The 26,547-nt window shown below is 53.1% G+C and carries 26 protein-coding genes and 5 tRNA genes; 20 read left to right on the top strand and 11 right to left on the bottom strand.

Going from position 1 to position 26,547, the window contains the following annotated elements; translation table 11 throughout:
- Positions 1-182 precede the first annotated feature (182 nt).
- Positions 183-1,697 (top strand): nitric oxide reductase transcriptional regulator NorR, encoded by a 1,515-nt coding sequence (norR, locus tag HV346_RS17485; RefSeq protein ID WP_181620516.1) that lies wholly within the window; start codon positions 183-185, stop codon positions 1,695-1,697.
- On the opposite strand, the gene gutQ is transcribed toward norR, so the two are convergent.
- The 7 genes from gutQ to srlA form a co-directional block, all read right to left on the bottom strand.
- Complete coding sequence (gene gutQ, locus HV346_RS17480) at positions 1,694-2,659, bottom strand: arabinose-5-phosphate isomerase GutQ (RefSeq protein ID WP_181620515.1); 966 nt, start codon at positions 2,657-2,659, stop codon at positions 1,694-1,696. The two genes, norR and gutQ, sit on opposite strands and share 4 nt — an antisense overlap.
- Entirely contained in the window at positions 2,652-3,425 is a 774-nt protein-coding gene (locus tag HV346_RS17475; RefSeq protein ID WP_181620514.1) for a DNA-binding transcriptional repressor, read from the bottom strand. The genes gutQ and HV346_RS17475 overlap by 8 nt, the downstream gene beginning before the upstream one ends.
- Before the next feature lie 63 nt (positions 3,426-3,488).
- Positions 3,489-3,848, bottom strand: a complete 360-nt coding sequence (gutM, locus tag HV346_RS17470) for a transcriptional regulator GutM (protein WP_181620513.1) — start codon at positions 3,846-3,848, stop codon at positions 3,489-3,491.
- A 68-nt stretch (positions 3,849-3,916) separates the two neighbouring features.
- Positions 3,917-4,696: a sorbitol-6-phosphate dehydrogenase gene (gene srlD / locus HV346_RS17465; protein WP_181620512.1), complete on the bottom strand. Its 780-nt coding sequence runs from the start codon at positions 4,694-4,696 to the stop codon at positions 3,917-3,919.
- 15 nt (positions 4,697-4,711) lie between these two features.
- Positions 4,712-5,074, bottom strand: a complete 363-nt coding sequence (srlB, locus tag HV346_RS17460; protein ID WP_181620511.1) for a PTS glucitol/sorbitol transporter subunit IIA — start codon at positions 5,072-5,074, stop codon at positions 4,712-4,714.
- A gap of 12 nt (positions 5,075-5,086) precedes the next feature.
- Positions 5,087-6,058, bottom strand: a complete 972-nt coding sequence (locus HV346_RS17455) for a PTS glucitol/sorbitol transporter subunit IIB (protein WP_181620510.1) — start codon at positions 6,056-6,058, stop codon at positions 5,087-5,089.
- Entirely contained in the window at positions 6,055-6,618 is a 564-nt protein-coding gene (srlA, locus tag HV346_RS17450) for a PTS glucitol/sorbitol transporter subunit IIC (RefSeq protein ID WP_181620509.1), read from the bottom strand. Before srlA ends, HV346_RS17455 begins: the two co-directional genes overlap by 4 nt.
- Before the next feature lie 273 nt (positions 6,619-6,891).
- Between srlA and mltB the strand changes: the two genes are divergently transcribed.
- The 19 genes from mltB to HV346_RS17355 all read left to right on the top strand — a co-directional run bounded on the left by mltB (position 6,892) and on the right by HV346_RS17355 (position 21,337).
- Entirely contained in the window at positions 6,892-7,992 is a 1,101-nt protein-coding gene (gene mltB, locus HV346_RS17445; RefSeq protein WP_181620508.1) for a lytic murein transglycosylase B, read from the top strand.
- 242 nt (positions 7,993-8,234) lie between these two features.
- Complete coding sequence (locus HV346_RS17440; RefSeq protein WP_181620507.1) at positions 8,235-8,888, top strand: ATP-binding cassette domain-containing protein; 654 nt, start codon at positions 8,235-8,237, stop codon at positions 8,886-8,888.
- Positions 8,885-9,745 (top strand): metal ABC transporter permease, encoded by an 861-nt coding sequence (locus HV346_RS17435; protein WP_181620506.1) that lies wholly within the window; start codon positions 8,885-8,887, stop codon positions 9,743-9,745. The genes HV346_RS17440 and HV346_RS17435 overlap by 4 nt, the downstream gene beginning before the upstream one ends.
- A gap of 14 nt (positions 9,746-9,759) precedes the next feature.
- The gene (locus HV346_RS17430; protein ID WP_181620505.1) at positions 9,760-10,638 is read left to right on the top strand and encodes a metal ABC transporter substrate-binding protein; all 879 of its coding nucleotides are present in this window, start codon (positions 9,760-9,762) and stop codon (positions 10,636-10,638) included.
- Positions 10,639-10,768: 130 nt separating this feature from the next.
- A complete protein-coding gene (gene pncC, locus HV346_RS17425; protein ID WP_181620504.1) occupies positions 10,769-11,266 on the top strand; it encodes a nicotinamide-nucleotide amidase in 498 nt (165 codons plus the stop codon).
- 92 nt (positions 11,267-11,358) lie between these two features.
- The gene (recA, locus tag HV346_RS17420; RefSeq protein ID WP_181620503.1) at positions 11,359-12,417 is read left to right on the top strand and encodes a recombinase RecA; all 1,059 of its coding nucleotides are present in this window, start codon (positions 11,359-11,361) and stop codon (positions 12,415-12,417) included.
- A 68-nt stretch (positions 12,418-12,485) separates the two neighbouring features.
- Positions 12,486-12,986, top strand: coding sequence for a recombination regulator RecX (gene recX, locus HV346_RS17415; protein WP_181620502.1), 501 nt, complete (start codon positions 12,486-12,488; stop codon positions 12,984-12,986).
- Between the two features lie 132 nt (positions 12,987-13,118).
- Entirely contained in the window at positions 13,119-15,746 is a 2,628-nt protein-coding gene (gene alaS / locus HV346_RS17410) for an alanine--tRNA ligase (RefSeq protein WP_181620501.1), read from the top strand.
- Positions 15,747-15,987: 241 nt separating this feature from the next.
- On the top strand, positions 15,988-16,173 hold the full coding sequence (gene csrA / locus HV346_RS17405; RefSeq protein WP_000906486.1) for a carbon storage regulator CsrA: 186 nt from the start codon (positions 15,988-15,990) through the stop codon (positions 16,171-16,173).
- Between the two features lie 342 nt (positions 16,174-16,515).
- A tRNA-Ser gene (locus HV346_RS17400) sits at positions 16,516-16,608 on the top strand.
- Between the two features lie 4 nt (positions 16,609-16,612).
- Positions 16,613-16,689, top strand: a tRNA-Arg gene (locus HV346_RS17395).
- Positions 16,690-16,753: 64 nt separating this feature from the next.
- Positions 16,754-16,830, top strand: a tRNA-Arg gene (locus HV346_RS17390).
- A gap of 64 nt (positions 16,831-16,894) precedes the next feature.
- Positions 16,895-16,971: transfer RNA gene (locus tag HV346_RS17385), tRNA-Arg, on the top strand.
- Between the two features lie 64 nt (positions 16,972-17,035).
- Positions 17,036-17,112 (top strand) — tRNA-Arg (locus HV346_RS17380).
- A 126-nt stretch (positions 17,113-17,238) separates the two neighbouring features.
- Positions 17,239-17,805 carry a fructose-1-phosphate/6-phosphogluconate phosphatase gene (gene yqaB, locus HV346_RS17375; RefSeq protein ID WP_181620500.1) on the top strand — a complete coding sequence of 189 codons (567 nt, stop codon included), beginning with the start codon at positions 17,239-17,241 and terminating at the stop codon, positions 17,803-17,805.
- A complete protein-coding gene (locus HV346_RS17370) occupies positions 17,802-18,230 on the top strand; it encodes a YqaA family protein (protein ID WP_181620499.1) in 429 nt (142 codons plus the stop codon). Before yqaB ends, HV346_RS17370 begins: the two co-directional genes overlap by 4 nt.
- 83 nt (positions 18,231-18,313) lie before the next feature.
- On the top strand, positions 18,314-19,858 hold the full coding sequence (gene gshA, locus HV346_RS17365) for a glutamate--cysteine ligase (RefSeq protein ID WP_181620498.1): 1,545 nt from the start codon (positions 18,314-18,316) through the stop codon (positions 19,856-19,858).
- A 153-nt stretch (positions 19,859-20,011) separates the two neighbouring features.
- A complete protein-coding gene (luxS, locus tag HV346_RS17360) occupies positions 20,012-20,527 on the top strand; it encodes an S-ribosylhomocysteine lyase (RefSeq protein ID WP_181620497.1) in 516 nt (171 codons plus the stop codon).
- A gap of 45 nt (positions 20,528-20,572) precedes the next feature.
- On the top strand, positions 20,573-21,337 hold the full coding sequence (locus tag HV346_RS17355; protein WP_181620496.1) for a helix-turn-helix transcriptional regulator: 765 nt from the start codon (positions 20,573-20,575) through the stop codon (positions 21,335-21,337).
- Here the strand turns inward: HV346_RS17355 and leuA are convergent.
- The 4 genes from leuA to mprA form a co-directional block, all read right to left on the bottom strand.
- A complete protein-coding gene (leuA, locus tag HV346_RS17350; protein ID WP_181620495.1) occupies positions 21,334-22,983 on the bottom strand; it encodes a 2-isopropylmalate synthase in 1,650 nt (549 codons plus the stop codon). The two genes, HV346_RS17355 and leuA, sit on opposite strands and share 4 nt — an antisense overlap.
- Positions 22,984-23,091: 108 nt before the next feature.
- Positions 23,092-24,639 (bottom strand): multidrug efflux MFS transporter permease subunit EmrB, encoded by a 1,548-nt coding sequence (emrB, locus tag HV346_RS17345; protein ID WP_181620494.1) that lies wholly within the window; start codon positions 24,637-24,639, stop codon positions 23,092-23,094.
- 16 nt (positions 24,640-24,655) lie between these two features.
- Positions 24,656-25,828 carry a multidrug efflux MFS transporter periplasmic adaptor subunit EmrA gene (gene emrA, locus HV346_RS17340; RefSeq protein WP_181620493.1) on the bottom strand — a complete coding sequence of 391 codons (1,173 nt, stop codon included), beginning with the start codon at positions 25,826-25,828 and terminating at the stop codon, positions 24,656-24,658.
- 126 nt (positions 25,829-25,954) lie between these two features.
- Positions 25,955-26,485 (bottom strand): transcriptional repressor MprA, encoded by a 531-nt coding sequence (gene mprA, locus HV346_RS17335; protein ID WP_181620492.1) that lies wholly within the window; start codon positions 26,483-26,485, stop codon positions 25,955-25,957.
- Between the last annotated feature and the right edge of the window lie 62 nt (positions 26,486-26,547).

Genomic DNA, 26,547 nt, shown 5'->3' with positions numbered 1-26,547 from the left:
ACCTCAAATTAATACGGCGTTTTCAACTAAGATGATTTACCTATATCAACTTGCGTGCCAATCTTTATCTATATGATATTTATGGTTTTTAATTTCCATTGCTCGTAGTAGGTAGTCAATATGACTACCCTGATTATTGTCAATGTGACACTATGTGTTGTCAAAATGACTGCGAGGCAGACATGAGTTTTTCTGTAGAGGTGCTGGCGAAGATCGCCATTGAACTGCAAACCGGTATTGGTCATCAGGATCGTTTTCAGCGATTGATCTCGACTTTGCGTCATGTGCTGGCGTGTGATGCCTCCGCGCTGCTGCGCTATGAAGGGGGGCAATTTATTCCACTGGCAATCGACGGGCTGGCGCAGGATGTGCTGGGGCGACGTTTTACCCTGGAAGGCCATCCCCGCTTAGAAACCATTGCACGCGCGGGGGACGTTGTGCGTTTTCCGGCGGACAGTGATTTGCCCGATCCCTACGATGGGCTGATCCCTGGGCAAGAGAGTCTGAAAGTGCACGCCTGTATTGGCCTGCCGCTCTTTGCAGGGCAAAACCTGATTGGCGCATTAACTCTGGATGGCTTGTCTCCGGATCAGTTCGATACCTTTAGCGATGAAGAGTTACGGCTCATTGCGGCTCTGGCCTCGGGGGCGCTCAACAACGCGTTGCTGATAGAACAACTCGAAAGCCAGAATATTCTGCCGGGCAGCCCGGCGGCATTTGAACAGGTGGCACACACCGACATGATTGGTCTGTCTCCGGGTATGGTTCAGCTTAAAAAAGAGATTGAGATCGTGGCAGCGTCCGATCTTAATGTGCTGATTCTGGGTGAGACCGGGACGGGTAAAGAGCTGGTGGCGAAGTCGATTCACGAGTCATCACCACGTGCCGTGAATCCGCTGGTTTACCTTAACTGTGCGGCGCTTCCCGAAAGCGTGGCAGAAAGTGAGCTGTTTGGTCATGTGAAAGGGGCGTTTACCGGGGCTATCAGCAACCGCAGCGGCAAGTTTGAGATGGCGGATAACGGAACACTGTTCCTCGATGAGATTGGCGAGCTGTCGCTGTCATTGCAGGCCAAGCTGTTGCGCGTGTTGCAGTATGGCGATATTCAGCGTGTCGGTGACGATCGCAGTTTGCGGGTGGATGTGCGTGTGCTGGCGGCGACCAACCGCGACCTGCGTGAAGAGGTGCTGGCCGGGAATTTCCGCGCTGATTTATACCACCGGTTGAGTGTGTTTCCGCTTTCAGTGCCGCCTTTACGTGAGCGGGGTGAAGATGTGGTGTTGCTGGCGGGGTATTTCTGCGAGCAATGTCGGCTGCGGATGGGATTATCCCGCGTGGTGTTAAGCCCTGGAGCACGCAGCCATCTTTTGTGTTACGGCTGGCCAGGCAACGTGCGCGAGCTGGAGCATGCGATTCACCGTGCCGTGGTGCTGGCCCGGGCTACGCGATCGGGCGATGACGTGGTGATCCACGCGCACCATTTTGCGCTTCACGGCGACATCACGCCGACGATCATGCCGGATATGCCGGAGATCGCGAATGAGAATCTGCGTGAGGCAACGGAAGCATTCCAGCGTCAGAGGATCACCCGCGCGCTTGAGCAGAATGGCCGCAGTTGGGCTGCCTGTGCGCGGGCACTGGAGATGGACGTCGCCAACCTGCACCGGCTGGCGAAACGTCTGGGGCTGAAAGGCTAAATAATACCGGCCTGGTAGAAATCCTGCAGGTTGATCGCGCCACACAATTTGCCGCTTTCATCCACCACCGGAGCGGCGGTGATTTTGCGTTTCATCAGTACTTCTTTGGCCTCAATCGCGCGGCTTTCGGCGTTCAGCGTCAGGCCGCCCTGGGTCATTGCCTCAGAGACCTGTGTTTCCAGTGTGCCGCCGCCAACCAGCCAGCGACGCAGGTCACCGTCAGTAAAGACGCCTTTGACATATTCGTTTTCATCGCATACCGCGACCAGACCCAGTCCGGTACGGCTCAATTCGAGCATCGCGTCCATCACGCTGGTGTCGAGTTTTACCTGAGGGATGGCCTCGTCGGTGCGCATCAGGTGGTGCACTTTATTCAGCAGACGGGCGCCAAGCGCACCCGCCGGATGGGAGCGTGCGAAATCTTCTTCGTTGAAACCACGGGCCTGCATGACAGCCATTGCCAGAGCATCGCCCATCATCAGGGTATTGACGGTACTGGACGTTGGGGCGAGATGCATCGGGCAGGCTTCGCGTTCAACGGAAATATCAAGCGTGGCTTTTGCCGCCAGCGCCAGCGGGGAACGAGATTTGCCGGTCATCGCCAGCAGGGCGACCGATTTTTCCTGCAGACGCGGGATGATTAAATCCAGCTCTTTTGCTGAACCGGAGTAGGAGATAAACAGCATGACGTCGCGGCTTTCAATCATCCCCAGATCGCCATGCAGGGCTTCTGCCGGGTGGACAAAGAAGGCCGGGGTTCCGGTGCTGGCAAGCGTTGCGGCAATCTTCTTGCCGATATGACCGGATTTACCAATACCGGCCACAATCACTTTCCCTTCACACTGGATAATGGTGTTTGCCGCACGGACGAATTCTTCGCCCAGACGTTCAGGCAGACGGCTTGCTTCCTGCAGTTCCAGCATTAAGGTCTGGCGGCCTGCGTTTAACAGAAAATCACTCATCTCTCTCTCCGGTTACGATCACGTCGATTCCTTTCTCTTCCAGCGCTTTTTTGAACGCCGGATCGATGCCCGCGTCAGTGATCAGCTTATCGACGCTTTCAAGACTACAGACGATATTGGGGCTTTTACGACCAAACTTTGAGGAATCCGCCATCAGGATCACTTCCCGTGCGGCATTGCACATTGCCTTACTGACGCTGAACACTTCATTAAAGGTCGTGACGCCTGCGTTCAGGTCGATACCATCGGTTCCCATAAACAGTTTATCAAAGCTGAAGTGATCGAAGGCGTTTTCGGCCAGTTGGCCATGAAACGACGCAGATTTTTTACGGAAGGTTCCGCCGGGCATCAGGATGGTTTGTTCGCTGTCGAATTCAGACAGGGCGTTCACAATATGCAGGCTGTTGGTCATTACCGTGATGTTGTTAAACCTGCTGAGCATGGGGATCATCTGCAAAACCGTACTGCCTGCATCCAGAATGATGGAATCGCCATCGTGGATAAATTTCACGGCGGCTTCGGCAATCAGCGCTTTCTGGTTCGTATTGATCAGCGTTTTGTGATCGATGGGGGGATCGGTTTCGTCTTTGTTGAGCACGACGCCGCCGTAGGTGCGAATGACTGCGCCAGAGTTTTCGAGCAATACCAGGTCTTTGCGTATTGTCGTGCCGGTGGTGTCAAAGTAGTGGGCCAGTTCTTCTACCGAGCATTTTCCCTGCTTTTGCAGATGCTCCAGAATGGCCGCCTGCCGCTGACGTGGTTTCATAGGCGCTGTATCCCTTAAGTTGCAAAATGATAATTTCGCAAGCTTATAGCGTTCACAACGAAATTATCCATGTTTCAGATTAAGCGCTAATGATAGTGCATTCTGACAGAGTGAATCATGGGGAAAGATCACATCAGGCTGTAATTCCTGCAACGAAGTGCCATTTATTGCCTCTATTTTCACCGGGCGGGCGAAAACGGTTAGGCCGCGCATCATGAGCGAATCGCAAACGCGGTTGTGCTCATCCAGCGCAATCGCGATGACCACACGCGGCTTGAAGCGTCCGCCGGAACGTCCAACGCCCACACGCCCTTTCTGGCAGAGCGCGTCAAAGGCGCGGTTAAACTGGTGAATTTGCCAGCCACCAAACGCCAACTGACAAATCCAGGCGATGGCGGCAACGGTGATTAATGCGGTGACCATATTCGGCTCCTTGTTTTGTTCCCCCTCCCAAAGGGAGAGGGGGAGAGTGAGGGCATCAGACCGTCCGATCAGAACATCACTTGTCCGCCGGTCACGTTAATCGACTGGCCGGTGCAGTAAGAGGCCTTCGGGCTGGCGTAAAACAGCAGCATGTTGAGCACATCCTGATAATCACAACCGCGTTTCAGCGGGACTTTATCGATGTAATACTGTTCTACTTCGTCAGCGTTGATACCGAGTTTCGTGGCGTACTGCGGTAACAGAGACTGGAACATCGGCGATTTCAACAGGTTACCGAGCATCAGAGAGTGTACGGTAATGCCGTATTCCGCGAGATCCAGCGCCAGCGACTGTGTCAGCCCTACGCCGCCAAATTTGGCGGCGCTGTAACCGGAATTATGTTTACTGCCCACTTTGCCCGATTTCGAGTTGATCTGAATGATGCGTCCCTGAACGCCGTCACGGATCATCAGGCGTGAAAACTCGCGGGCGCAGAGGAAATACCCCACCAGGTTGACCTGCAGTGAACGGTCAAAATCCCCCAGTTCAAAGTCGCTGATGAACGCTGCTTTAGCGATACCAGCGCTGTAGACCAGCAGGTCAGTGCGGCCAAATATCTCGTCTACGCCACGGGCGAGCGCCATCACGCTTTGTTCGCTGGTGGCATCGGCCCCAAATCCGTACGCCATCCCTTCACCAAATTCCTGGTTAATGACGTTCGCGACGCGGGCCGCTTTTTCACTTTGAATATCAACAACCGCCACGCGATAACCTTCTGCGGCAAGCCCACGGCAGAGAAACTCCCCTAAGGTCTGTCCTCCACCAATGACAACGGCAACCTGACTCATATCTTTCTCCTTAAATTACGCAACAAACTTTAATGTGCAGCCTGGGGTGACAGCCTGCGGGACCGGACCCGCCACATGCACTGTGCCGGGATATTCCGCCTGCAACTGGCCGTCAAAACGCAGGGTGATATGGCCTAACTCCCGTAGGTTTTGTTCGGCCACGTCACCGACGGCGGTCACCGCATAGTGCGTTTCACCCAGTTCAAGCTGGCTGCCGGCCTTCAGTTCGCCTTTCAGCTCACCGTGGCAGTGAATAAAACAGAACTCTTCAATATCTGCCGGTGCACCTTCGCGAAAAGTAATCAGCATCTGGTCGCTGAGTGCATCGGCTGCACTTTGGCCGACGCGGGTAATAGTGGTTTGGTAAATCACGGTCATCGCAGGAACCTCTTATTGATAAATAAATCCGGAGACAAACCAGGCAATCAGCACGGTTGGCGCACCTGTCAGGAAGCGGCTCACCAGTACTGAAGGTACGCCGACGCGTACGGTGTCCTGGCGGGCTTCGGCAAGGGAGAGCCCTACCGGGATAAAATCACACGCGGCCTGTGCGTTGATGGCAAACAGCGCGGGCAGGGCAAGGTGAGGAGGGATATTACCTAGCCCAATTTGCACACCAATCAGTACCCCGATGACCTGTGCTATCACCGCGCCTGGGCCGAGGAAAGGTGACAGCAACGGGAAGGAGCAGATCAACGCCAGCGTCACCAGCCCGAGTGGATGGCTGGCGAGTGGGGCGAGGCCGTGGGCAATCCAGTCGCCCAGGCCGGAAGCCATGATGATGCCGATAAGTGCCGAGACGAACGCCATAAACGGCAAAATGGTCTTCAGGACGGTGTCGATGGTGTCGCGCCCGGACTGAAACAGCACCGCAACGGCAGAGCCCATTCCCATCCCAACTTTCGCCAGCAGACCATCGCTCTGTTCAGTTATTTTTTTACTGGTGTCGTAATCTCGCGGTGCGGGTTTGGCTTCGGACTTTTGCGGTGCGGGCTGTCCATCCACCAGATAAATGTTTTCTTCTTTCACACCAGAAACATAAATGTCTTCAACGATGTATTGCGCCAGTGGTCCGGATTTACCCGTGGCGTGGATATTTACGGTCGGGATACGACGCTTTGGATAGATCCCGCAGCGCAGCGTGCCGCCACAATCGATTACGGCCACGCCAATTTCCGCTTCTGGTGGCTCACCCTCTTTAAAGCCATCTACCGCTTCCCAGCCGGTTACTTCACGCAACTTGTCGACAATCGCCGGGCGTGTGCCTGCGGTAATGTAGACAATTTTTTTATCTGCGGAGGCGTCTAGCTCCAGTGGGCCGCCCCAGCCGCCGGTTCCTTTTTCGATACGAATACGGCTCATGCTGTCGCTCCTGAAAGGTGAACGTTTTGTTCAAGCTGAATGCCCATTTTTTTCTCGAAAATGGTGGTGGTGAGATCGGTTACCCAGCCGCGGAAGAAGTTGGTGACCAGACCGACCAGCAGATAACTCACCGCCAGTGGGCCGAGCGGCAGGCCAAGCGTGGTTAAACCACTGGCGATACCGAGGTAAACAAACAGCTCGCCAGGGTTGATGTGCGGGAACAGGCCGTTCATCGAATGGCAGCTATAAGAGGCGGCGGCGTAATAACTCGGTTTGTACTTTTCTGGCATAAAACGGCCGAGGCTTAAGGTCATCGGATTGCAGAATACAAACGTACCGATGCAGGGCAGGACCAGGTAGCGGGACAGAGGGTTACCGGCGCAGCGCTGAGCGAAGCGCTCAATACGTTGCTGACCGATAAAGTTAATTAGCGCGTTCATGATGACCAGCAGACTGATCAGCAGGGGCAGGATCCCGGTCACCATGCCGGTAAACACCTCTCCACCTTTCTGAAACAGCCCGATGAACCACTCGGCACTGTGGGTGATGGTTTCTATCATTGTTCTCTCCTGTGGGGCTTTTTGTTTTTGTATAACCGCGACTAATAATAATCATTTTGAAAGGTTTTAAAGTGTTAATTGGATCTCACAATGAAAGAAAAAAGGATTATTTTGAAAGTTAATTGATGGTGTGAATGGGTTTTGGTTAATAAGTGCGCAAATTTGCGTTGGGGAGCGTAAAGATTTGGGGGAGGGGGTCAGTACCGCTTCCTTGAGGTGTCTGGGATGTTTTACCATACTGGGCTCTTATCGAACTCGTTAAATGGATGTCCCATGTTCAAGCGTCGTTATGCAGCGCTGTTACCTGCGCTTATTCTGCTTTCCGCCTGTAGTAGCAAACCTAAGACTGAAGCTGTTCAGCCGACTGCTGGCGCACCCTCCGGGGGATTTTTGCTGGAGCCTCAGCACAACACAATGCAGATGGGCGGTGACTTCGCGAATAATCCGGCGGCCGAGCAGTTCATCGATAAAATGGTGAGCAAACACGGTTTTGACAAACAACAGCTGCACGAAATTCTTTCTCAGGCGAAACGTCTGGATTACGTGCTGCGCCTGATGGACAGACAAGCGCCAACTGCGCAAGCCCCTACCGGGCCAAATGGTGCGTGGTTGCGTTATCGCAAACAATTTATTACCCCGGACAACGTGCAAAATGGCGTGGTGTTCTGGAATCAGTATGAAGATGCGCTTAACCGTGCGTGGCAGGTGTACGGTGTGCCGCCGGAAATTATCGTCGGTATCATCGGTGTGGAGACGCGCTGGGGCCGGGTGATGGGGAAAACCCGTATTCTGGATGCGCTGGCGACACTCTCCTTTAACTATCCGCGCCGCGCCGAGTATTTCTCCTCTGAGCTGGAAACCTTCCTGCTGATGGCGCGCAACGAGCAGGATGATCCGCTGGAGCTGAAAGGCTCATTTGCCGGAGCAATGGGTTATGGTCAGTTTATGCCATCGTCCTATAAGCAATATGCTGTCGACTTTAATGGTGACGGACATATCAACCTGTGGGATCCGGTAGATGCCATCGGCAGCGTGGCGAACTACTTCAAAGCGCACGGCTGGACCGCAGGCGGCCAGGTTGCGGTCCAGGCAAATGGCCAGGCGCCTGGGCTGGAGAATGGCTTCAAAACCAGTTACAGCATTTCACAGCTTGCAGCTGCGGGTTTGACGCCAACGCAACCACTCGGTAATGCTCAGCAGGTGAGTTTGCTGCGTCTTGATGTTGGTACGGGCTATCAGTACTGGTATGGTCTGCCGAACTTCTACACCATTACCCGTTATAACCACAGCACGCATTACGCTATGGCAGTGTGGCAACTGGGCCTGGCGGTTTCCCAGGCGCGTGCCCCTGCGGCGTCTCCGTTTAGCCAGTAATACGTTATTTTCCCCTCTCCCACAGGGAGAGGGGAACGACACAGAAACATTTCGCCACACTCCCGTATTACTGCCTGCATTTACATCTTAATCGCATTTGATTATTGTTATGTTATAACATTATTTCATGGTGCTGTGATGTCAACATCCCTTTTTTCCCTTTCCGCGTGGTCGCGATTCCTGTTCGCGCTGGTACTTGTTTTGTTCATCGGGCTGGCCGTGCGCTGGGCGGTGGCATTGCCATGATCGTAATGAATCACCTGGTCGCCGGGTATGAACGTCAACCTGTTACCCAGCCGCTGACGGGCGTGATTGAGCGTGGAAGTATGACAGCGATTGTCGGTGCTAATGGATGCGGTAAATCCACGCTATTGAAAACCCTCGCCGGGTTTATTCCTCCGGTTAACGGTAGTTTTCACTGGCAGGGGAAACGCCCGGTGATTGGCTGGCTGGCGCAACGTCACGCACTGGAAGCACAATTTCCTCTCACCGTTCAGGATGTGGTGAGTATGGGGTGCTGGCCGTCGGTTTCGCTGCTGGGCGGGTTTCGCCGTAAAACGCGCCTTAACATAATTCGGGCGTTGGAACGGGTGGGGCTGGAGTCGATGGCGTTATCGACCATTGATGAACTGTCTGGCGGTCAGTTCCAGCGGATGCTGTTTGCCCGGGTGCTGGTACAGGAAGCGCCGCTGGTTATGCTGGATGAGCCATTCACCGGCGTTGATGAAGCCACCTGCAACGTGTTGATGGAACTGATGCTGGAGATGTACCTGCAGGGTCAAACATTGCTGGCGGTTCTGCACGACAGCGAGCGCGTGTCGCGCCATTTCCCACAAACATTACGGCTGGATTCAGGCACTCCGCACTGGAAAACCGGGCGAGTGAGGGTGGCATGATCTGGCATCTCTTTTTTCAGCCGTTTATTGAATACGGCTTTATGCGTCGTGCGCTGGTGGTATGCCTGGCGCTCTCTGTGAGCACCACTGCACTGGGCGTATTTCTTCTGCTACGACGTATGAGCCTGATGGGCGATGCCCTTTCACACGCGATTCTGCCCGGAGTGGCGGTGGGATATCTGCTCAATGGGATGTCATTGCTGGCGATGAGTATTGGCGGTTTTATTGCCGGAATTACGGTTGCGCTGGTGGCTGGTCTGGTGAGCCGTCGGACACCACTGAAAGAAGATGCCAGTTTTGCAGGGTTCTACCTGGGCTCGCTGGCACTAGGCGTCACGCTGGTGTCTCTGCGCGGGTCGAATGTCGACCTGCTGCATCTGCTCTTTGGCTCAATTCTCGCAGTGGATAACAATGCCGCACTGTTTGTAGCCGGTGTTTGCATCCTCACGTTGATCACCCTGGCGATTTTTTATCGTGGACTGGTCACAGAAGCTTTCGATACCGCATGGCTGCAAGTCAACGCCCGATGGCTGCCGGGAGTATTGCATGGCCTGTTTCTTGCTCTGCTGGTGCTTAACCTGGTGGCGGGATTTCAGGTGCTGGGAACGTTGATGGCGGTTGGCCTGATGATGCTTCCGGCAGTGGCTGCGCGGTGTTGGGTCCGTACATTACCAGGATTACTTCTGATGGCGGGTATTAGCGGTGTGTTTTGTGCGTGGCTGGGGTTAAGCCTCTCCTGGGCGGTGAGTTTACCTGCCGGACCCGCCATCGTGCTGACCGCCAGCGTGCTGTTCTTTATCTCTGTTTTATTTGGCACGCGCAGCAGGCTGGCTGGCAGTCTGCGTGCGCTTTTTTAACGCAAGGGGAAACGATGAAACGTACAGGGGTTGTAATTGCGCTCGCACTGGGATTGATGTCGCAAAGTGTGCTGGCAAAAACGCTGAATGTGGTGACTAGCTTTTCAATTCTGGGTGATATCACGCAAGAAGTGGGGGGCTCGCAGGTGAAGGTGACGACACTGGTGGGCCCGGACGGCGACCCGCATACCTTTGAACCATCGCCGAAAGACAGTGCGGCGCTGAGCAAAGCAGATGTGGTGGTAGTGAACGGCCTGGGCCTGGAAGGCTGGCTCGACAGGCTGGTTAAAGCATCCGGTTTTAAAGGCCAGCTTGTAGTGGCCTCAGCAGGGGTAAAAACGCACACCCTGGAAGAGGATGGTAAAACCGTGACCGATCCGCATGCATGGAACAGTGCTGCAAATGGGGCTTTGTACGCGCAAAATATTCTGGAGGGTCTGGTAAACGCTGATCCGGAAAATAAAACGGCGCTTGAGGCTTCTGGTAAACCGTATATCGCACAGCTTACGCAGCTGGATAGCTGGGCAAAAACGCGTTTCAGCCAGATCCCGCAAGATAAACGTAAAGTGCTGACCAGCCATGACGCCTTCGGGTACTTCAGCCGTGCCTACGGCGTGACTTTTATGGCTCCTCAGGGACTTTCGTCTGAGAGCGAAGCGAGTGCGGCCCAGGTGGCTGAGATCATCAATCAGATTAAAGTGGATGGCGTGAAAACCTGGTTTATGGAAAACCAGCTCGATCCGCGTCTTGTAAAACAGATCGCCAGTGCCACAGGCGCACAACCGGGGGGAGAACTTTACCCTGAGGCCTTGTCTGCAAAAGGCGGAGTGGCGGATACCTACGTCAACGCGTTCCGCCACAATGTTGATACGCTTGCAAATAGTATGAAGTAACTGCCTCTCCAGCCGATGCGTCTGCATCGGCTTTTTTCTGAAGCCTCCTCGTAAAACCTGAACACCATCCCCATATCTGATGAGAAAGTGCTATCTTGTGCTGCACGTTTTTCTAAGGCCTGGAGCGATAATGACTGACCATGAATTGATGCAGCTTAGCGAAGTGGTAGGGCTGGCGCTGAAGCAGCGAGGTGCGACATTAACCACCGCCGAGTCCTGCACGGGCGGTTGGGTAGCGAAAGTGATTACGGATATTGCGGGCAGTTCCGCCTGGTTTGAGCGTGGCTTTGTCACCTACAGTAACGAGGCTAAAGCGCAGATGATTGGCGTGCGTGAATCTACGCTCGAGCAGCACGGCGCGGTCAGTGAACCGGTGGTTATTGAAATGGCGATTGGGGCACTGAAAGAAGCGTGTGCCGATTATGCGATTTCTATCAGCGGCATTGCTGGACCAGATGGCGGCAGTGATGTGAAGCCTGTAGGCACAGTCTGGTTTGGCTTCGCTACGTCGCAAGGCGAAGGGATCACTCGCCGTGAGTGCTTTAGCGGCGATCGCGAAAGCGTGCGCCGTCAGGCAACAGAATATGCGTTAAAAACGCTCTGGCAACAATTTCTACAAAACACTTGATACTGTATGACCATACAGTATAATCGCATCAACAGAACAGAATTCACCCCCAGTAAATACGCTTGCGTATTTACTGCATGACAGGAGTAATAATGGCTATCGACGAGAACAAACAGAAAGCGTTGGCGGCAGCACTGGGCCAGATCGAAAAGCAATTCGGTAAAGGCTCCATCATGCGCCTGGGTGAAGACCGTTCCATGGACGTAGAGACAATCTCCACCGGTTCGCTTTCACTGGATATCGCACTGGGCGCAGGTGGTTTGCCAATGGGCCGTATCGTAGAAATCTACGGACCGGAATCCTCAGGTAAAACCACGCTGACGCTACAGGTTATCGCTGCTGCACAGCGTGAAGGCAAAACCTGTGCCTTTATCGATGCTGAACACGCACTTGATCCTGTTTATGCTCGTAAATTGGGTGTCGATATCGACAATCTGCTGTGCTCTCAGCCAGACACCGGTGAGCAAGCACTGGAAATTTGTGACGCACTGGCGCGCTCCGGTGCTGTTGATGTCATCGTGGTTGACTCCGTTGCCGCACTGACACCAAAAGCGGAAATCGAAGGCGAAATCGGTGACTCTCATATGGGCCTTGCGGCACGAATGATGAGCCAGGCGATGCGTAAGCTGGCCGGTAACCTGAAACAGTCCAACACGCTGCTGATTTTCATCAACCAGATCCGTATGAAGATTGGTGTGATGTTCGGTAACCCGGAAACGACTACCGGTGGTAACGCGCTGAAATTCTACGCTTCTGTCCGTCTGGATATCCGCCGTATCGGTGCGGTGAAAGAGGGTGAGAACGTTGTCGGTAGCGAAACTCGCGTGAAGGTTGTGAAGAATAAAATTGCGGCCCCGTTCAAACAGGCTGAATTCCAGATCCTCTACGGTGAAGGTATCAACTTCTTCGGCGAGCTGGTTGATCTGGGTGTCAAAGAGAAGCTGATCGAGAAAGCTGGCGCATGGTATAGCTACAACGGTGATAAGATTGGTCAGGGTAAAGCAAATGCTATCTCCTGGCTTAAAGATAACCCGGCTGCTGCGAAAGAGATTGAAAAGAAAGTGCGTGAACTTCTGCTGAACAACCAGGATTCCAAACCCGATTTCGCGGTTGATGGCGCTGATGTTGAAGAAACCAACGAAGATTTTTAATTCTCTCGTTTAAAAATGAAGGGCTGCGGATGCGGCCCTTTTTGCATTTGTAATACAGCAGGTTTTGTATGAGTGAACCCACATCGCGTCGTTCTGCCTATGCTCGCTTGTTGGATCGCGCTGTACGCATTTTGGCGGTTCGTGACCACAGCGAACAGGAACTACGGCGTAAACTCTCTGCGCCCATCATGAGTAAAAATGGTCCGGAAGAGATTGATGCCACTGCAGAAGATTATGATCGCGTCATTGCCTGGTGCTACGAATACCATTATCTGGATGATGACCGTTTTGTCTCTCGTTTCATTGCCAGTCGCAGCCGAAAAGGGTACGGCCCGGCGCGTATCCGTCAGGAGCTGAATCAGAAGGGTATCGCGCGCGAATCCACCGAAAAAGCGATGCGTGAATGTGATATCGACTGGTGTGAACTGGCGTATGCGCAGGCCGCCCGCAAGTATGGTGAGCCGCTACCACGAGAATTTTCAGAAAAAGTTAAAATCCAGCGCTTTTTGCTCTATCGCGGCTACCTGATGGAAGATATTCAGGATATATGGCGTAATTTTGCAGATTGAACGCATGCGGGATTTTACTTCCCTCCCAAGAAAACTTATCTTATTCCCACTTTTTCCAGTAGCAGGTCTGTCCAACTGATGTCAGGAGCAGGCTTGGCTACGACATTTCGTTAGCTTGATTTCAGGATAATTATGAGCAAGAGCACCGCTGAGATCCGTCAGGCGTTTCTCGATTTTTTCCATAGTAAGGGACACCAGGTTGTTGCCAGCAGCTCCCTGGTACCGAACAACGACCCGACTTTACTGTTTACCAACGCCGGGATGAACCAGTTCAAGGATGTTTTCCTTGGTCTCGACAAGCGTAATTATTCCCGCGCCACCACCTCACAGCGTTGCGTGCGTGCGGGCGGTAAACACAATGACCTGGAAAACGTCGGTTACACTGCACGTCACCATACTTTCTTCGAAATGCTGGGTAACTTCAGCTTCGGCGACTACTTCAAACACGATGCTATTCAATATGCGTGGGAACTGCTGACCGGTGAAAACTGGTTCAATCTGCCGAAAGAGCGTCTGTGGGTTACCGTCTATGAAACTGACGATGAAGCCTACGAAATCTGGGAAAAAGAAGTCGGTATCCCGCGCGAGCGCATTATTCGCATCGGCGATAACAAAGGCGCGCCTTATGCGTCTGATAACTTCTGGCAGATGGGTGATACCGGTCCTTGTGGTCCATGTACTGAGATCTTCTATGATCACGGCGACCATATCTGGGGTGGCCCTCCAGGTACACCTGAAGAAGACGGCGATCGCTACATTGAGATCTGGAACATCGTCTTTATGCAGTTCAACCGTCAGGTTGACGGCACGATGGAACCTCTGCCGAAGCCATCGGTTGATACCGGTATGGGGCTGGAACGTATTGCTGCCGTTCTGCAGCACGTTAATTCCAACTATGACATCGACCTGTTCAGCACACTGATTAAATCAGTAGCGGAAGTGACGGGAGCGACCGATCTCAGCAGTAAATCTCTGCGCGTTATCGCAGACCATATTCGCTCTTGCGCATTCCTGATTGCTGACGGCGTGATCCCGTCGAATGAAAACCGTGGATATGTTCTGCGTCGTATCATTCGTCGTGCAATCCGTCACGGCAACATGCTGGGGGCGAAAGACACCTTCTTCTATAAGCTTGTTGGCCCATTGATCGGCGTAATGGGTGCTGCGGGCGATGAACTGAAACGCCAGCAGACGCAGGTTGAACACGTTCTGAAAACTGAAGAAGAACAGTTTGCGCGTACTCTGGAGCGCGGTCTGGCTCTGCTCGATGAAGAACTGTCGAAACTGAAGGGTGACACGCTGGATGGCGAAACTGCTTTCCGCCTGTACGACACCTACGGCTTCCCGGTTGACTTGACGGCAGACGTTTGCCGTGAGCGTGACATTAAAGTAGACGAAGCAGGCTTTGAAGCTGCAATGGAAGAGCAGCGCCGTCGTGCGCGTGAATCCAGCGGTTTTGGTGCTGATTACAACGCGATGATCCGTGTTGATAGTGCCTCCGAATTCAAAGGCTATGAGAGCCTGGAACTGAATGGCAAAGTGACGGCCCTGTTTGTTGACGGTAAAGCGGTCGACAGTATCAGTGCGGGTCAGGAAGCCGTTGTTGTTCTTGATAAAACTCCGTTCTATGCGGAATCCGGTGGCCAGGTTGGCGATAAAGGCGAACTGAAAGGTAACGGCTTCAGCTTCAGCGTAAGCGACACTCAGAAATACGGCCAGGCAATTGGTCACCAGGGCAAACTGGTTTCCGGTTCACTGAAAGTGGGCGAAGGTGTTCAGGCAAACGTCGATGAAGCACGTCGTGCACGTATCCGTCTGAACCACTCGGCAACGCACCTGATGCACGCTGCGCTGCGTGAGGTTCTGGGTACGCATGTCGCACAGAAAGGCTCTCTGGTTAACGATAAAATTCTGCGTTTCGACTTCTCTCATTTTGAGGCGATGAAACCATCTGAAATCCGTGCGGTTGAAGATCTGGTGAACGCGCAGATCCGCCGTAACCTGCCAATCGAAACCAATATCATGGAGCTTGAGGCGGCGAAGAAGAAAGGTGCGATGGCACTGTTTGGTGAGAAATATGACGAACGTGTTCGCGTACTGAGCATGGGCGACTTCTCTACCGAATTGTGCGGTGGTACTCATGCTTCCCGCACTGGTGACATCGGTCTGTTCCGCATCGTTTCCGAGTCTGGTACTGCGGCGGGTGTACGTCGTATCGAAGCGGTAACCGGCGAAGGCGCGATTGCCAGCCTGCATGCGCAGAGCGACCAATTGCACGATATTGCACAGTTGTTGAAAGGCGATAGTCATAACCTGGGTGAGAAAGTGCGCGTTGCGCTCGATCGTACCCGTCAGTTGGAAAAAGAACTGCAACAGCTGAAAGAACAGGCTGCAGCGCAGGAGAGCGCAAGTCTCTCCAGCAAAGCGGTAGATATCAAAGGTGTTAAACTGCTGGTTAGCGATCTGGCCGGGGTTGAGCCTAAGATGCTTCGCACTATGGTTGACGACCTGAAGAACCAGTTAGGTTCAACGGTCATCGTTCTGGCCACTGTGGCTGAAGGTAAGGTTTCTCTGATTGCGGGCGTCTCTAAGGATGTGACCGACCGCGTTAAAGCAGGGGAACTGATCGGCATGGTTGCTCAGCAAGTGGGGGGTAAAGGTGGCGGTCGTCCGGACATGGCGCAAGCCGGTGGTACGGATGCGGCGGCACTTCCTGCAGCATTGGCCAGCGTTGAAAGCTGGGTAAGCGCGAAACTGTAATAACTACAAAGCACAAGCAGACGCCATAGCGGCAACGTTATGGCGTCTTGTACACTGCGCTATCGATAATGATAAAGTCAGGTTGAGTTTGTGTATATCGGCTAAACTTACGTTTAACAGAATGTGATGCCGTGACTGCTTACACTTTACGTGTTTGTCATCGCTTACTTTTTGGCGTTATATGATGGATAATGCCGGGATACAAGAGACCCGACTCTTTTAATCTTTCAAGGAGCAAAGAATGCTGATTCTGACTCGTCGAGTTGGTGAGACCCTCATGATTGGGGATGAGGTCACTGTGACAGTTTTAGGGGTGAAGGGTAATCAGGTACGCATCGGCGTAAACGCCCCTAAAGAAGTATCTGTTCACCGTGAAGAGATCTACCAGCGTATCCAGGCTGAAAAATCCCAGCAGTCCAGTTACTGATATTATCGCGTCTCGCTGTCGGGCGAGACGCAACCCTCCTGCTATTCTTCCTGCTTAAAGTTACCATTCGATTTCATTCACTCTGTTTTTAACCTTCTCAGCTCTCTTATCTCGCATAAAATTTACGGTCACACCCGCAGAAGTCTGTACAACTGGCCGAAAAATCCGTTTATAAAACACCCTCTTTGCGGGTTTTACATGCGAATTGCCTGCGATTTGTGCAAACGATAAAAGCACGTGGAAAATTGTTTGACTTATAAGTCCCAGAAAGTAATATATGCGCCACGCAGCGACGAGAAGCTCTTAACGAGTTACTCGAAGCACTCGAAAGAGGCGTTGTGTGGTGAGGTGGCCGAGAGGCTGAAGGCGCTCCCCTGCTAAGGGAGTATGCGGTCAAAAGCTGCATCCGGGGTTCGAATCCCCGCCTCACCGCCATTTTGCATCCGTAGCTCAGCTGGATAGAGTACTCGGCTACGAACCGAGCGGTCGGAGGTTCGAATCCTCCCGGATGCACCATCTATTACTTCATATTACTTTCGAAGTGATATGATTATCGAGCAGTACAGTGGTAAATCCTGATGCATCCGTAGCTCAGCTGGATAGAGTACTCGGCTACGAACCGAGCGGTCGGAGGTTCGAATCCTCCCGGATGCACCATCTATTACTTCATATTGCGTTCGAAGTGATATGAGTATCGAGCAGTACAGTAGTAAATCCTGATGCATCCGTAGCTCAGTTGGATAGAGTACTCGGCTACGAACCGAGCGGTCGGAGGTTCGAATCCTCCCGGATGCACCATCTATTACTTCATATTGCGTTCGAAGTAATATGAGTATCGAGCAGTACAGTAGCAAATCCTGATGCATCCGTAGCTCAGCTGGATAGAGTACTCGGCTACGAACCGAGCGGTCGGAGGTTCGAATCCTCCCGGATGCACCATCTCTTCTTGTTTTTCCTCCCAATGTTCAGTTCTTAATCACTCTCATTGTTATCACTTCGCAATCAGCGACAAAAACCACCATTTACGATAAAGTAACGCTCTGTTAATCGTTTGGCGAGAGCACGATGTACGCACAGTATGACGGTCTGATCTTTGATATGGATGGCACGATCCTGGATACCGAACCCACTCATCGTAAAGCCTGGAATGACGTTCTTGGCCGCTATGGGATGCGCTTCGATTTGCAGGCAATGGTCGCACTGAATGGTTCGCCAACCTGGCGTATCGCACAGGCGGTAATTGAACTGAACCATGCCGATCTCGATCCACACCAGCTCGCGCGTGAAAAAACCGATGCAGTAAAAGCGATGCTGTTGGACACTGTGCGTCCTTTGCCATTAATTGATGTCGTTAAAGCGTGGCATGGGCGTCGCCCGATGGCAGTCGGAACGGGCAGTGAAAGTGCTATCGCAGAAGCGCTGCTCAACCATCTTGGCCTGCGGCACTATTTTTCCGCTGTCGTTGCTGCCGATCATGTTAAAAACCACAAGCCCGCACCCGATACCTTCCTGCTTTGCGCAGAATTAATGGGTGTACCTGCGGCAAAATGCGTTGTGTTTGAGGATGCTGACTTCGGTATTCAGGCCGCTCGTCATGCCGGGATGGATGCTGTGGATGTTCGCTTACTGTGAGTGACGCACTGTCACTTGCTTCATTATTTGCCAGCAGTTTCTTAAGTGCCACGCTCTTACCGGGTAACTCGGAAGTCGTATTGGTGGCGATGCTGTTGTCCAGTGTGAGTCAACCGTGGTTGCTTGTATTAATAGCAACAATGGGTAATAGCCTTGGAGGGCTGACTAACGTTATTCTTGGGCGTTTCTTTCCGCTGCGCGAGAAATCGCGCTGGCAGGAAAAAGCGGTGGGCTGGCTAAAACGTTATGGCGCTGCCACGCTGTTATTAAGCTGGGTACCTGTAATAGGTGATTTGCTGTGTCTGCTGGCGGGATGGATGCGCATCTCGTGGGGACCGGTGCTCTTTTTTTTGTGCCTTGGCAAGGCGTTACGCTATGTGATCGTAGCATGGGTAACACTACAGGGTATGACGTGGTGGCACTAATTGGTGGAATGAATTCACGACCTTCAATCGTCAACCATTACAATTATGCTGAGTAACATTAATTTGACAGGCGGGAGGTCAACTTGATCCCGGACGTATCACAGGCGCTGGCCTGGCTGGAAAACCACCCTCAGGCTCTGAAGGGTATTCAGCGTGGTCTTGAGCGAGAAACGCTGCGTGTTAATGCGGATGGCAGTTTAGCAACTACGGGCCATCCTCAGGCGTTAGGCTCGGCGTTGACACATAAATGGATCACCACCGATTTTGCAGAAGCACTACTGGAGTTCATTACTCCTGTTGATGGTGATATCGATCATATGCTGACGCTGTTGCGTGATGTTCATCGCTTTACCGCCCGTAATTTGGGTGATGAGCGTATGTGGCCGCTCAGCATGCCATGCTATATCGAACAAGGTCAGGATATTGAGCTGGCACAGTACGGTACATCTAACGTTGGCCGTCTGAAAACGCTCTATCGCGAAGGTCTGAAAAACCGCTATGGGGCGTTAATGCAGACTATTTCAGGTGTGCATTACAACTTCTCGTTGCCGATGGCGTTCTGGCAAGCGAAATGCGGTGAAACTGATAAAGAGGCGATTTCAGCGGGTTACTTCCGCCTGATCCGCAACTATTACCGTTTCGGCTGGGTTATTCCTTATTTGTTTGGTGCTTCCCCCGCAATCTGTTCCTCGTTCTTGCAGGGAAAACCCACCACATTGCCGTTTGAGAAAACCGATGGTGGGATGTATTACCTGCCGTATGCGACGTCTTTGCGTCTGAGCGATCTTGGTTATACCAATAAGTCGCAAAGCAATCTCGGTATTACGTTTAACGAATTGCATGAATATGTGGCAGGATTGAAGCGCGCGATCAAAACGCCGTCGGAAGAGTACGAAAAAATCGGCCTCGAAAAAGACGGTAAGCGCCTGCAAATCAACAGTAATGTGCTGCAGATTGAAAACGAGCTGTATGCGCCAATCCGCCCGAAACGCGTTACGCGCAGCGGTGAAACACCGTCGGATGCGTTGCAGCGTGGCGGTATTGAGTATATTGAAGTGCGCTCACTGGACATCAACCCGTTCTCACCGATTGGCGTTGATGAGCAGCAAGTTCGCTTCCTCGATCTGTTTATGGTCTGGTGCGTGCTGGCTGATGCGCCTGAAATGAGTGCGGATGAATTGCTTTGTACCCGTACTAACTGGAATCGCGTGATTCTGGAAGGGCGCAAACCGGGCCTGACGCTGGGCATTGGCTGTGAAACAGCGCAGTTCCCATTGCCAAAAGTGGGTAAAGACCTGTTCCGTGACCTGAAACGTGTCGCTCAGACAATGGATAGCGTGTACGGTGGAGAGGAATATCAGAATGTGTGCGACCAACTGGTGGCATGCTTTGATAATCCTGAACTGACGTTTTCAGCACGTATCCTGCGCTCTATGATTGATGAAGGCATTGGCGGCACAGGGCGTTCGCTTGCGGCGGAGTACCGTGACATGTTGCGTGAAGAGCCATTAGAGATCCTCAGTGAAGCGGATTTCATTGCTGAACGAGAGGCTTCAGTGGCGCGTCAGAAAGAGGTGGAAGCGGCAGATACCGAGCCGTTTGATGTCTATCTGGCGAAGCACGCCTGACAGAAAAGAAAAAGGCCACATCGCTGTGGCCAAAATATACATCTCTGAAGAACAGGGATGATGATAACAAATGCGCGTCTTTCATATACTCAGACGCGCATTGTGAAGAAGAGTTCAGTTTATTTTAAAAAAAATCACTATCGGAGGTGACGTATGCCGTTATTAGATAGCTTTACCGTCGACCATACCCGTATGGAAGCACCTGCTGTACGCGTTGCGAAGACCATGCATACCCCGCACGGCGACACTATCACCGTTTTTGACCTGCGCTTCTGTGTGCCAAACAAAGAAGTGATGCCAGAAAAAGGTATCCACACTCTGGAACACCTGTTTGCTGGTTTTATGCGCGACCACCTGAATGGCAACGGCGTCGAGATTATTGACATCTCCCCGATGGGCTGCCGTACTGGTTTCTACATGAGCCTGATTGGTCAGCCTGATGAGACGCGCGTCGCGGATGCCTGGAAAGCAGCGATGGCCGACGTGCTGAAAGTCAAAGAGCAGAATCAGATCCCTGAGCTGAACGTATATCAGTGCGGGACTTACCAGATGCACTCTCTGCAAGAAGCGCAGGATATCGCGCGTCATATCATTGAGCATGATGTTCGTGTGAACAGCAACGAAGAGCTGGCTCTGCCGAAAGAAAAACTGCAAGAACTGCACATCTAGTGCAACCTTACCCTTTCCCGTGAGGGAGAGGGTAATTTAACGCCCATGACCACGACCTCAACGTTCTCCTTTACCCACCGTCCCCTGATCCCTTTTGCCCATGATTATCTCCATGGCGATAGTGAACCCGTGCATCAGCACGATTGCGCGCAATTGCTGCACAGCCTTAGCGGTGTGGTTCGGGTCGATACCGTCAAGGGATGTTGGGTGGTTCCGCCTGGTCGAGGTGTTTGGTTGCCGGCGGGAACACTGCACTCCCTTCGTATCACTGGGCAGGTTGCCGCCCGTACGTTATTTATCGATCCACTTGCACGAGCGGATCTCCCCGCATCTTGTCAGATCGTTCAGATCTCCCCATTGCTGCGTGAACTGATCCTCGCCTCGCTGACGCTTCCTGAATCCTATCAGCCAGGCAGTCGCGATGAGCGCGTGTATGAGTTGATCCTCGATGAAATTCGTACGATGCCAGTGTTGCCGTTTCACCTGCCGGAGCCGGAAAGTGGGCCACTGCGCTCTCTTTGCCAGCAGATCCGTCAGACGCCGGGGGAAGGCTGGAACAGCGCGCAAGCTGCGAGCCTCACCAGCATGAGTGAACGCACTCTTAACCGCCGTTTTCAGCAGCAAACCGGGTTGAGCTATGGCGAGTGGGTGCGACGCGCGCGGTTGATGGAATCGCTACTCCGGCTGGCACAGGGCCAGCCTGTGTTACGCGTCGCGCTGGATTTAGGCTACGGTAGCCATAGTGCGTTTACGGCGATGTTCCGCCGGGTGATGGGAATATCACCCAGCGACTATTTTAAAGATACTTAACTCAGCGCGTTGAACAGTGCCTGAAGGGAGGCGCGCGCCACGTCACTGTCGATTCCGACCCCCCAGCGGCTGCTCCCATCCTGAAACAAACAACGGATATATGCGACCGATCGGCTGTCGCTACGTTCGCCTAACGAATGTTCGTGGTAATCCTTAATCACAAACGGAGCATCAAGCCATCGGCTCAGGCCATTTGCCGCTGCGGATAACAGCCCATTCCCCTGACCTTCAAGGTGGCGAGTACCTCCGCGGGTGGCAACGCTTGCCGTCAGTCGTAACTGGCCGTCATGCTGGCTTTCGCTGCGGTAGGTCTGTAACCCAAAGCGCGGTTCGGCAACCAGGCCATAGCGGCTGCGGAACAACTGCCACAGTGCATTTTGGGTCATCTCTTTACCGTGTCGATCCGTTTCCTGCTGAACATGCTGGCTAAAATCCTGTTGCAGGGCGCGGGGTAATTTCAGACCATGATTTTGTTCAATGAGCCACGCGCTACCGCTTTTCCCTGACTGGCTATTAACGCGGATCACCGCTTCGTAGGAGCAGCCGATATCCTGCGGATCCACGGGCAGATAAGGCATCTCCCAGCGCTCGCCAGGCTTACGGGCATCAAAACCTTTTTTGATGGCATCCTGATGCGAACCGGAAAATGCGGTATAAGCCAGACGGCCTGCCCACGGATGGCGCGGATGCACGGGCAGCTGGTTACAGCTCTCTACCACTTCGACAATCGCATTCATATCGCTGAAATCAAGACCCGGGCTGATGCCCTGGCTGTAGAGGTTCATTGCCAGCGTGATCAGACAGACATTACCCGTGCGCTCGCCGTTACCAAACAGACACCCTTCCACCCGATCGGCTCCTGCCATAACAGCCAGCTCCGCACTGGCAACGCCTGTACCCCGATCGTTATGCGGATGCACGCTGATGCAGACATCTTTGCGGCGGCTAAAATGGCGGCAAAAATACTCGATCTGATCGGCATACACGTTGGGGGTACTCACTTCCACCGTGGCCGGTAAGTTGATAACCATCGGACGTTCGGCACAGGGTTGCCAGATTTCAGCCACCGCTTCACAAATCTCCAGTGCAAACTCCGGCTCGGTGAAGCAGAAAGTTTCCGGGGAGTATTCGTATTGCCAGTGAGTCAGTGGGTTCTCTTCGCAGAGCTTGCGGATAAAACGTGTGGCGTTTGTCGCCAGCGCAATAATTTCTGTCTTCTCCATCCCAAACACCAGGCGGCGGAACAGGGGAGCCGTCGCGTTATACAGGTGGATGGTGGCGTGTTTGGCCCCTTGCAGTGATTCAAAGGTACGCAGTATCAGGTCTTCCCGCGCCTGGGTTAATACCTGGATAGTAACGTCGTCAGGAATGCGGTTTTCGTCAATCAACTGACGGACAAAGTTAAAATCAGTCTGTGAGGCGGAAGGGAAAGCCACCTCGATCTCTTTGAACTGACAGCGCAGCAACAGATCCCAGAATTGCAGCTTGCGGGTACTGTCCATCGGTTCGGCCTGTGCCTGATTGCCATCGCGTAAATCGGTGGACAGCCAGCGAGGCGCATGAGCGATCCGTTGTTCGGGCCAGCGACGGTCGGGCAGAGAAATGGGGGGGTAGGGCTGATATTTTTGTGCGGGATTGTTCAGCATGATGCGCTCCTGTTGTCTTTTCACTATCGTGAAGCGATTTCAGGAGCGCTGCTTTATCAAAACTGACAGAGGCTGTCGCAAAACGGACAACCTTGTCCATGCTATCGGTTAGTGCGCACCACCGCCGCCACCGCCAGCACCAAACGGTGGTTTGGCAAACCATACCAGGCCCAGCAGGATGATAAAGATCCCTGCCGACATCCAGAAAATCTCGTTAGCGGAGATAATCAGTCCCTGGTTCGTGATCTGCTGGGCAATCCAGCCGGATGCTTGCTGTTCTGTCATCCCCATCCCTTCAAGCTGGCTATACATCTGCTGAGCATTCGGGTTAAAGGGGTTCACCGCCTCAGTGAGCTGCGCATGGTGCATCGATTCACGGTTAGTCCACATGGTGGTGGTGATCGACGTCCCGATGGAGCCTGCCAGGGTACGGGTGAAGTTCGACAGGCTCGATGCAGCCGCCATTCTCTCTGGCGGTAATCCAGAGAGCGTGATGGTGGTCAGAGGCATAAAGAAGCACGCCACGGCAAAGCCCTGGATAAACTGTGGCCACGCTGAAGCACCAAAGTCCATCCCCGGCTCGAACGTATACGCACGCCAGTAAAAGCACACCGCATACATAATGAAGCTGAACGTCACCAGCCGACGCATATCGAGTTTATGGGCGAAACGACCGATAATCGGCGACAGCAGGACTGGAATCAAGCCAACTGGCGCAGAGGCCAAACCTGCCCAGGTTGCGGTGTAGCCGTATACCTCCTGCAACAGCTGTGGCAACAGAACTATCGCACCGAAGTAGAGCATATAGGCAAGGCTGATACACAAGCAGCCTATGGTGAAGTTTCGCGACTTAAACAGCGACAGGTCGACTATCGGATTATCGTCAGTCAGTTCCCAGACAATCAGGAAGCTGAGCGATACCACCGCGACTATCGTCAGGACGATGATCTCTTTCGAGGCAAACCAGTCCAGCTCTTTACCCTGATCGAGCATCACCTGGAGGCTACCGATACCGAGGATCAATAACGCCAATCCAACGCCATCAATGCGCCGTTGCTCCGTTCGCGTTTCTCTGCCACGCAGTGACTGCAACGTCAGCATGACCACGAGCGCACCAATCGGTACGTTGATGAAGAAGATCCAGCCCCAGTGATAATTATCGCTAATATAGCCGCCTAAGATAGGTCCACAAATCGGCGCGACAATCACGGTCATTGACCACAGCGCCAGCGCGATAGAGCGTTTAGCGGGTGGATAGTTGTTCAGCAGCAAACTCTGTGACAGTGGAATCAACGGTCCGGCAACAATACCCTGAATGACGCGGAAGAAAATCAGCATTGTCAGGCTGGTGGACATCCCACACGCCCAGGAGGCAATCACAAACGCCACGGTTGACCAGAGGAACAGCTTCACTTCCCCGACGCGCTTTGCCAGCCAGCCTGTGATCGGAATGGAGATCGCATTCGCCACGCCGAATGAGGTGATTACCCATGTCCCCTGGCTCAGTGATGAGCCAAGGTTCCCGGCGATGGTTGGGATCGCCACGTTTGCGATGGTGGAGTCCAGCACCTGCATAAATGTCGCCAGTGAAAGCGCGATGGTCATAATGACCAGTTGCGCGCCCTCCAGCGCTTTTTGCGGTTTTTGCGGTTGCATAACGCTCACCTTCGGATTAACCGGCGTTTGCCTTCACGATGTCATCGATCAGTTTATTGACCGGATCGAGGCTAATTTCACGGGCGTTGCTCTCATAAGCCGGGCTACTGCGTACCTGGCTTGCCAGGATCTGGCCATCGCGGTTGGCGGTATCCACCGTGACCAGTGTAGATAAGCCGATGCGCAATGGGTGGTCGGCAAGCTGTTTCGGATCCAGCTCAATACGTACGGGTAAACGCTGAACCACTTTGATCCAGTTACCCGTGGCGTTTTGTGCTGGCAACAGAGAAAACGCGCTGCCTGTGCCCATATCAAGACCGACCACTTTACCCGTGTACTTCACATCGTCACCATAGATGTCGCTGATCACAGTCGCGCTCTGGCCAATACGCATGTGGGCAAGCTGGGTCTCTTTGAAGTTAGCATCCACCCACAAATTGTTGGCCGGAACAACCGCCATCAGTGGTGTCGTTGGGCTAATTTGCGCACCTGGCTGGACGGAACGGCGCGAGACGTAACCCGTCATCGGGCTCACAATCTTCGTACGTTGTAGCGCCAGCCAGGCGTTACGTACTTCGGTTGCCGCCTGTTTTACGGCAGGCTGGCTTTCCAGATTAGTCCCCAACACCATCGCCTGGTTAGCGTTGTATTGTTGGATCGCCACATCAAGCTGTGCCTGTGCGCTGGCGACAGCATCGCGGGCGTGTTGCAGCTCTTCACGACCAATCAGGTTGGCGGTTCCGAGTGGGACACGACGATTCAGGTCGCTTTGTGCCTGCGCCAGTGCGGTTTTCTGCACATCGATGCTGGCCTGAAGCTGTTTGCTGTTAATCATTAACTGACGGGTCTGACGAACACTGGACGCCAGTTCCGTCTGCGCTTTTTCAAACGCCTGTTGGGCATCGGTCGGATCGAGCGTGACCAGAACATCCCCTTTTTGCACAAAGTCGGTATTGTCAGCCCAGACTTTCGTCACGCTGCCCGACACCTGCGCCATAATCTGCACCTGGTTCCCTGCCACGTATGCATCATCTGTTTCTTCAGCATGACGCAAGACTAAAAACCAATAGATCCCATATGCCACAGCAATAATAATAAAGAGCAAGGTCAGCAGAAGAAGGATGCTCTTGCGTTTACCCTTCCTGGTGGCCGGTTGCTGCGGGGTTGTGTTCTCCGCATTTGCGCTCATTGTTGTTCTCCACGATCTTCTTATTTTCACATCGGCTGAGCCGACCTGTTGTCAGAAAGGCCAGCAGTGTGACGTGCTGGCCTGTCAGTTTTCTTATAAATCTGGATATTCGAGCGTGTCGTCGCGTTAGCGCAGTGCCTCGAGAATAGCACCGTCTTCATCCATCTGGTCCAGACGGGTGAGAAGCTTGCGAGTGATGTGCTCAAGTTGGTCGCGTTCGGTGGTGCTAAGCGCGGACCAGAGTTGATGCAGACAGTTGTGCTGAGGTGGCAGCACCTCACGCAGGAATTCGTGACCTTTGTCGGTCAGTTGCAAATGCAAGCAACGGCGGTCGTTGTCGCTTTCACGGCGCTCGATCCAGCCGCGTTTTTCCAGTTCATCAGCGATACGGGTTGCATTGGTGCGGGATGAACCCAGCGCGCAACTCAGTTCAGAAGGCTGAATACTGTGATCTTCCTGAGACTCCAGCGTAATCAACGCCATAAACAACGTCTCGTTAATCCCTTGAGCTTTCAGCATTTTATTGCGATTTTCCAGCAGTTTACCTTGCATGTGCATGCACAGGCGGGTCAACAGGATTTCCTGATACGGGAACTCCTCATGACGACTGGCGCGGAATTTAAGCATTTGTTCAATGGGCGTAAACGAACTATCCATTTGGGCATAACCTCATTAATTACAGCCGATATAGTAACGATAGTGACAAATAATGTAAATGA

Source organism: Enterobacter sp. RHBSTW-00994 (assembly GCF_013782625.1).
Taxonomy (GTDB): Bacteria; Pseudomonadota; Gammaproteobacteria; order Enterobacterales; family Enterobacteriaceae; genus Enterobacter.
This window is presented reverse-complemented; position numbering and strand designations above follow the sequence as displayed.

Coding starts and splice junctions, on each gene's coding strand:
- emrA (WP_181620493.1), bottom strand. CDS start 25,828: ATGAGCGCAAATGCGGAGAACACAACCCCGCAGCAACCGGCCACCAGG.
- recX (WP_181620502.1), top strand. CDS start 12,486: ATGAGTGAACCCACATCGCGTCGTTCTGCCTATGCTCGCTTGTTGGAT.
- HV346_RS17430 (WP_181620505.1), top strand. CDS start 9,760: ATGAAACGTACAGGGGTTGTAATTGCGCTCGCACTGGGATTGATGTCG.
- srlB (WP_181620511.1), bottom strand. CDS start 5,074: ATGACCGTGATTTACCAAACCACTATTACCCGCGTCGGCCAAAGTGCA.
- HV346_RS17440 (WP_181620507.1), top strand. CDS start 8,235: ATGATCGTAATGAATCACCTGGTCGCCGGGTATGAACGTCAACCTGTT.
- HV346_RS17475 (WP_181620514.1), bottom strand. CDS start 3,425: ATGAAACCACGTCAGCGGCAGGCGGCCATTCTGGAGCATCTGCAAAAG.
- csrA (WP_000906486.1), top strand. CDS start 15,988: ATGCTGATTCTGACTCGTCGAGTTGGTGAGACCCTCATGATTGGGGAT.
- leuA (WP_181620495.1), bottom strand. CDS start 22,983: ATGCTGAACAATCCCGCACAAAAATATCAGCCCTACCCCCCCATTTCT.
- HV346_RS17455 (WP_181620510.1), bottom strand. CDS start 6,058: ATGAGCCGTATTCGTATCGAAAAAGGAACCGGCGGCTGGGGCGGCCCA.
- recA (WP_181620503.1), top strand. CDS start 11,359: ATGGCTATCGACGAGAACAAACAGAAAGCGTTGGCGGCAGCACTGGGC.
- HV346_RS17355 (WP_181620496.1), top strand. CDS start 20,573: ATGACCACGACCTCAACGTTCTCCTTTACCCACCGTCCCCTGATCCCT.
- yqaB (WP_181620500.1), top strand. CDS start 17,239: ATGTACGCACAGTATGACGGTCTGATCTTTGATATGGATGGCACGATC.
- srlA (WP_181620509.1), bottom strand. CDS start 6,618: ATGATAGAAACCATCACCCACAGTGCCGAGTGGTTCATCGGGCTGTTT.
- gutM (WP_181620513.1), bottom strand. CDS start 3,848: ATGGTCACCGCATTAATCACCGTTGCCGCCATCGCCTGGATTTGTCAG.
- mprA (WP_181620492.1), bottom strand. CDS start 26,485: ATGGATAGTTCGTTTACGCCCATTGAACAAATGCTTAAATTCCGCGCC.
- norR (WP_181620516.1), top strand. CDS start 183: ATGAGTTTTTCTGTAGAGGTGCTGGCGAAGATCGCCATTGAACTGCAA.
- emrB (WP_181620494.1), bottom strand. CDS start 24,639: ATGCAACCGCAAAAACCGCAAAAAGCGCTGGAGGGCGCGCAACTGGTC.
- luxS (WP_181620497.1), top strand. CDS start 20,012: ATGCCGTTATTAGATAGCTTTACCGTCGACCATACCCGTATGGAAGCA.
- alaS (WP_181620501.1), top strand. CDS start 13,119: ATGAGCAAGAGCACCGCTGAGATCCGTCAGGCGTTTCTCGATTTTTTC.
- mltB (WP_181620508.1), top strand. CDS start 6,892: ATGTTCAAGCGTCGTTATGCAGCGCTGTTACCTGCGCTTATTCTGCTT.
- pncC (WP_181620504.1), top strand. CDS start 10,769: ATGACTGACCATGAATTGATGCAGCTTAGCGAAGTGGTAGGGCTGGCG.
- HV346_RS17435 (WP_181620506.1), top strand. CDS start 8,885: ATGATCTGGCATCTCTTTTTTCAGCCGTTTATTGAATACGGCTTTATG.
- gutQ (WP_181620515.1), bottom strand. CDS start 2,659: ATGAGTGATTTTCTGTTAAACGCAGGCCGCCAGACCTTAATGCTGGAA.
- srlD (WP_181620512.1), bottom strand. CDS start 4,696: ATGAGTCAGGTTGCCGTTGTCATTGGTGGAGGACAGACCTTAGGGGAG.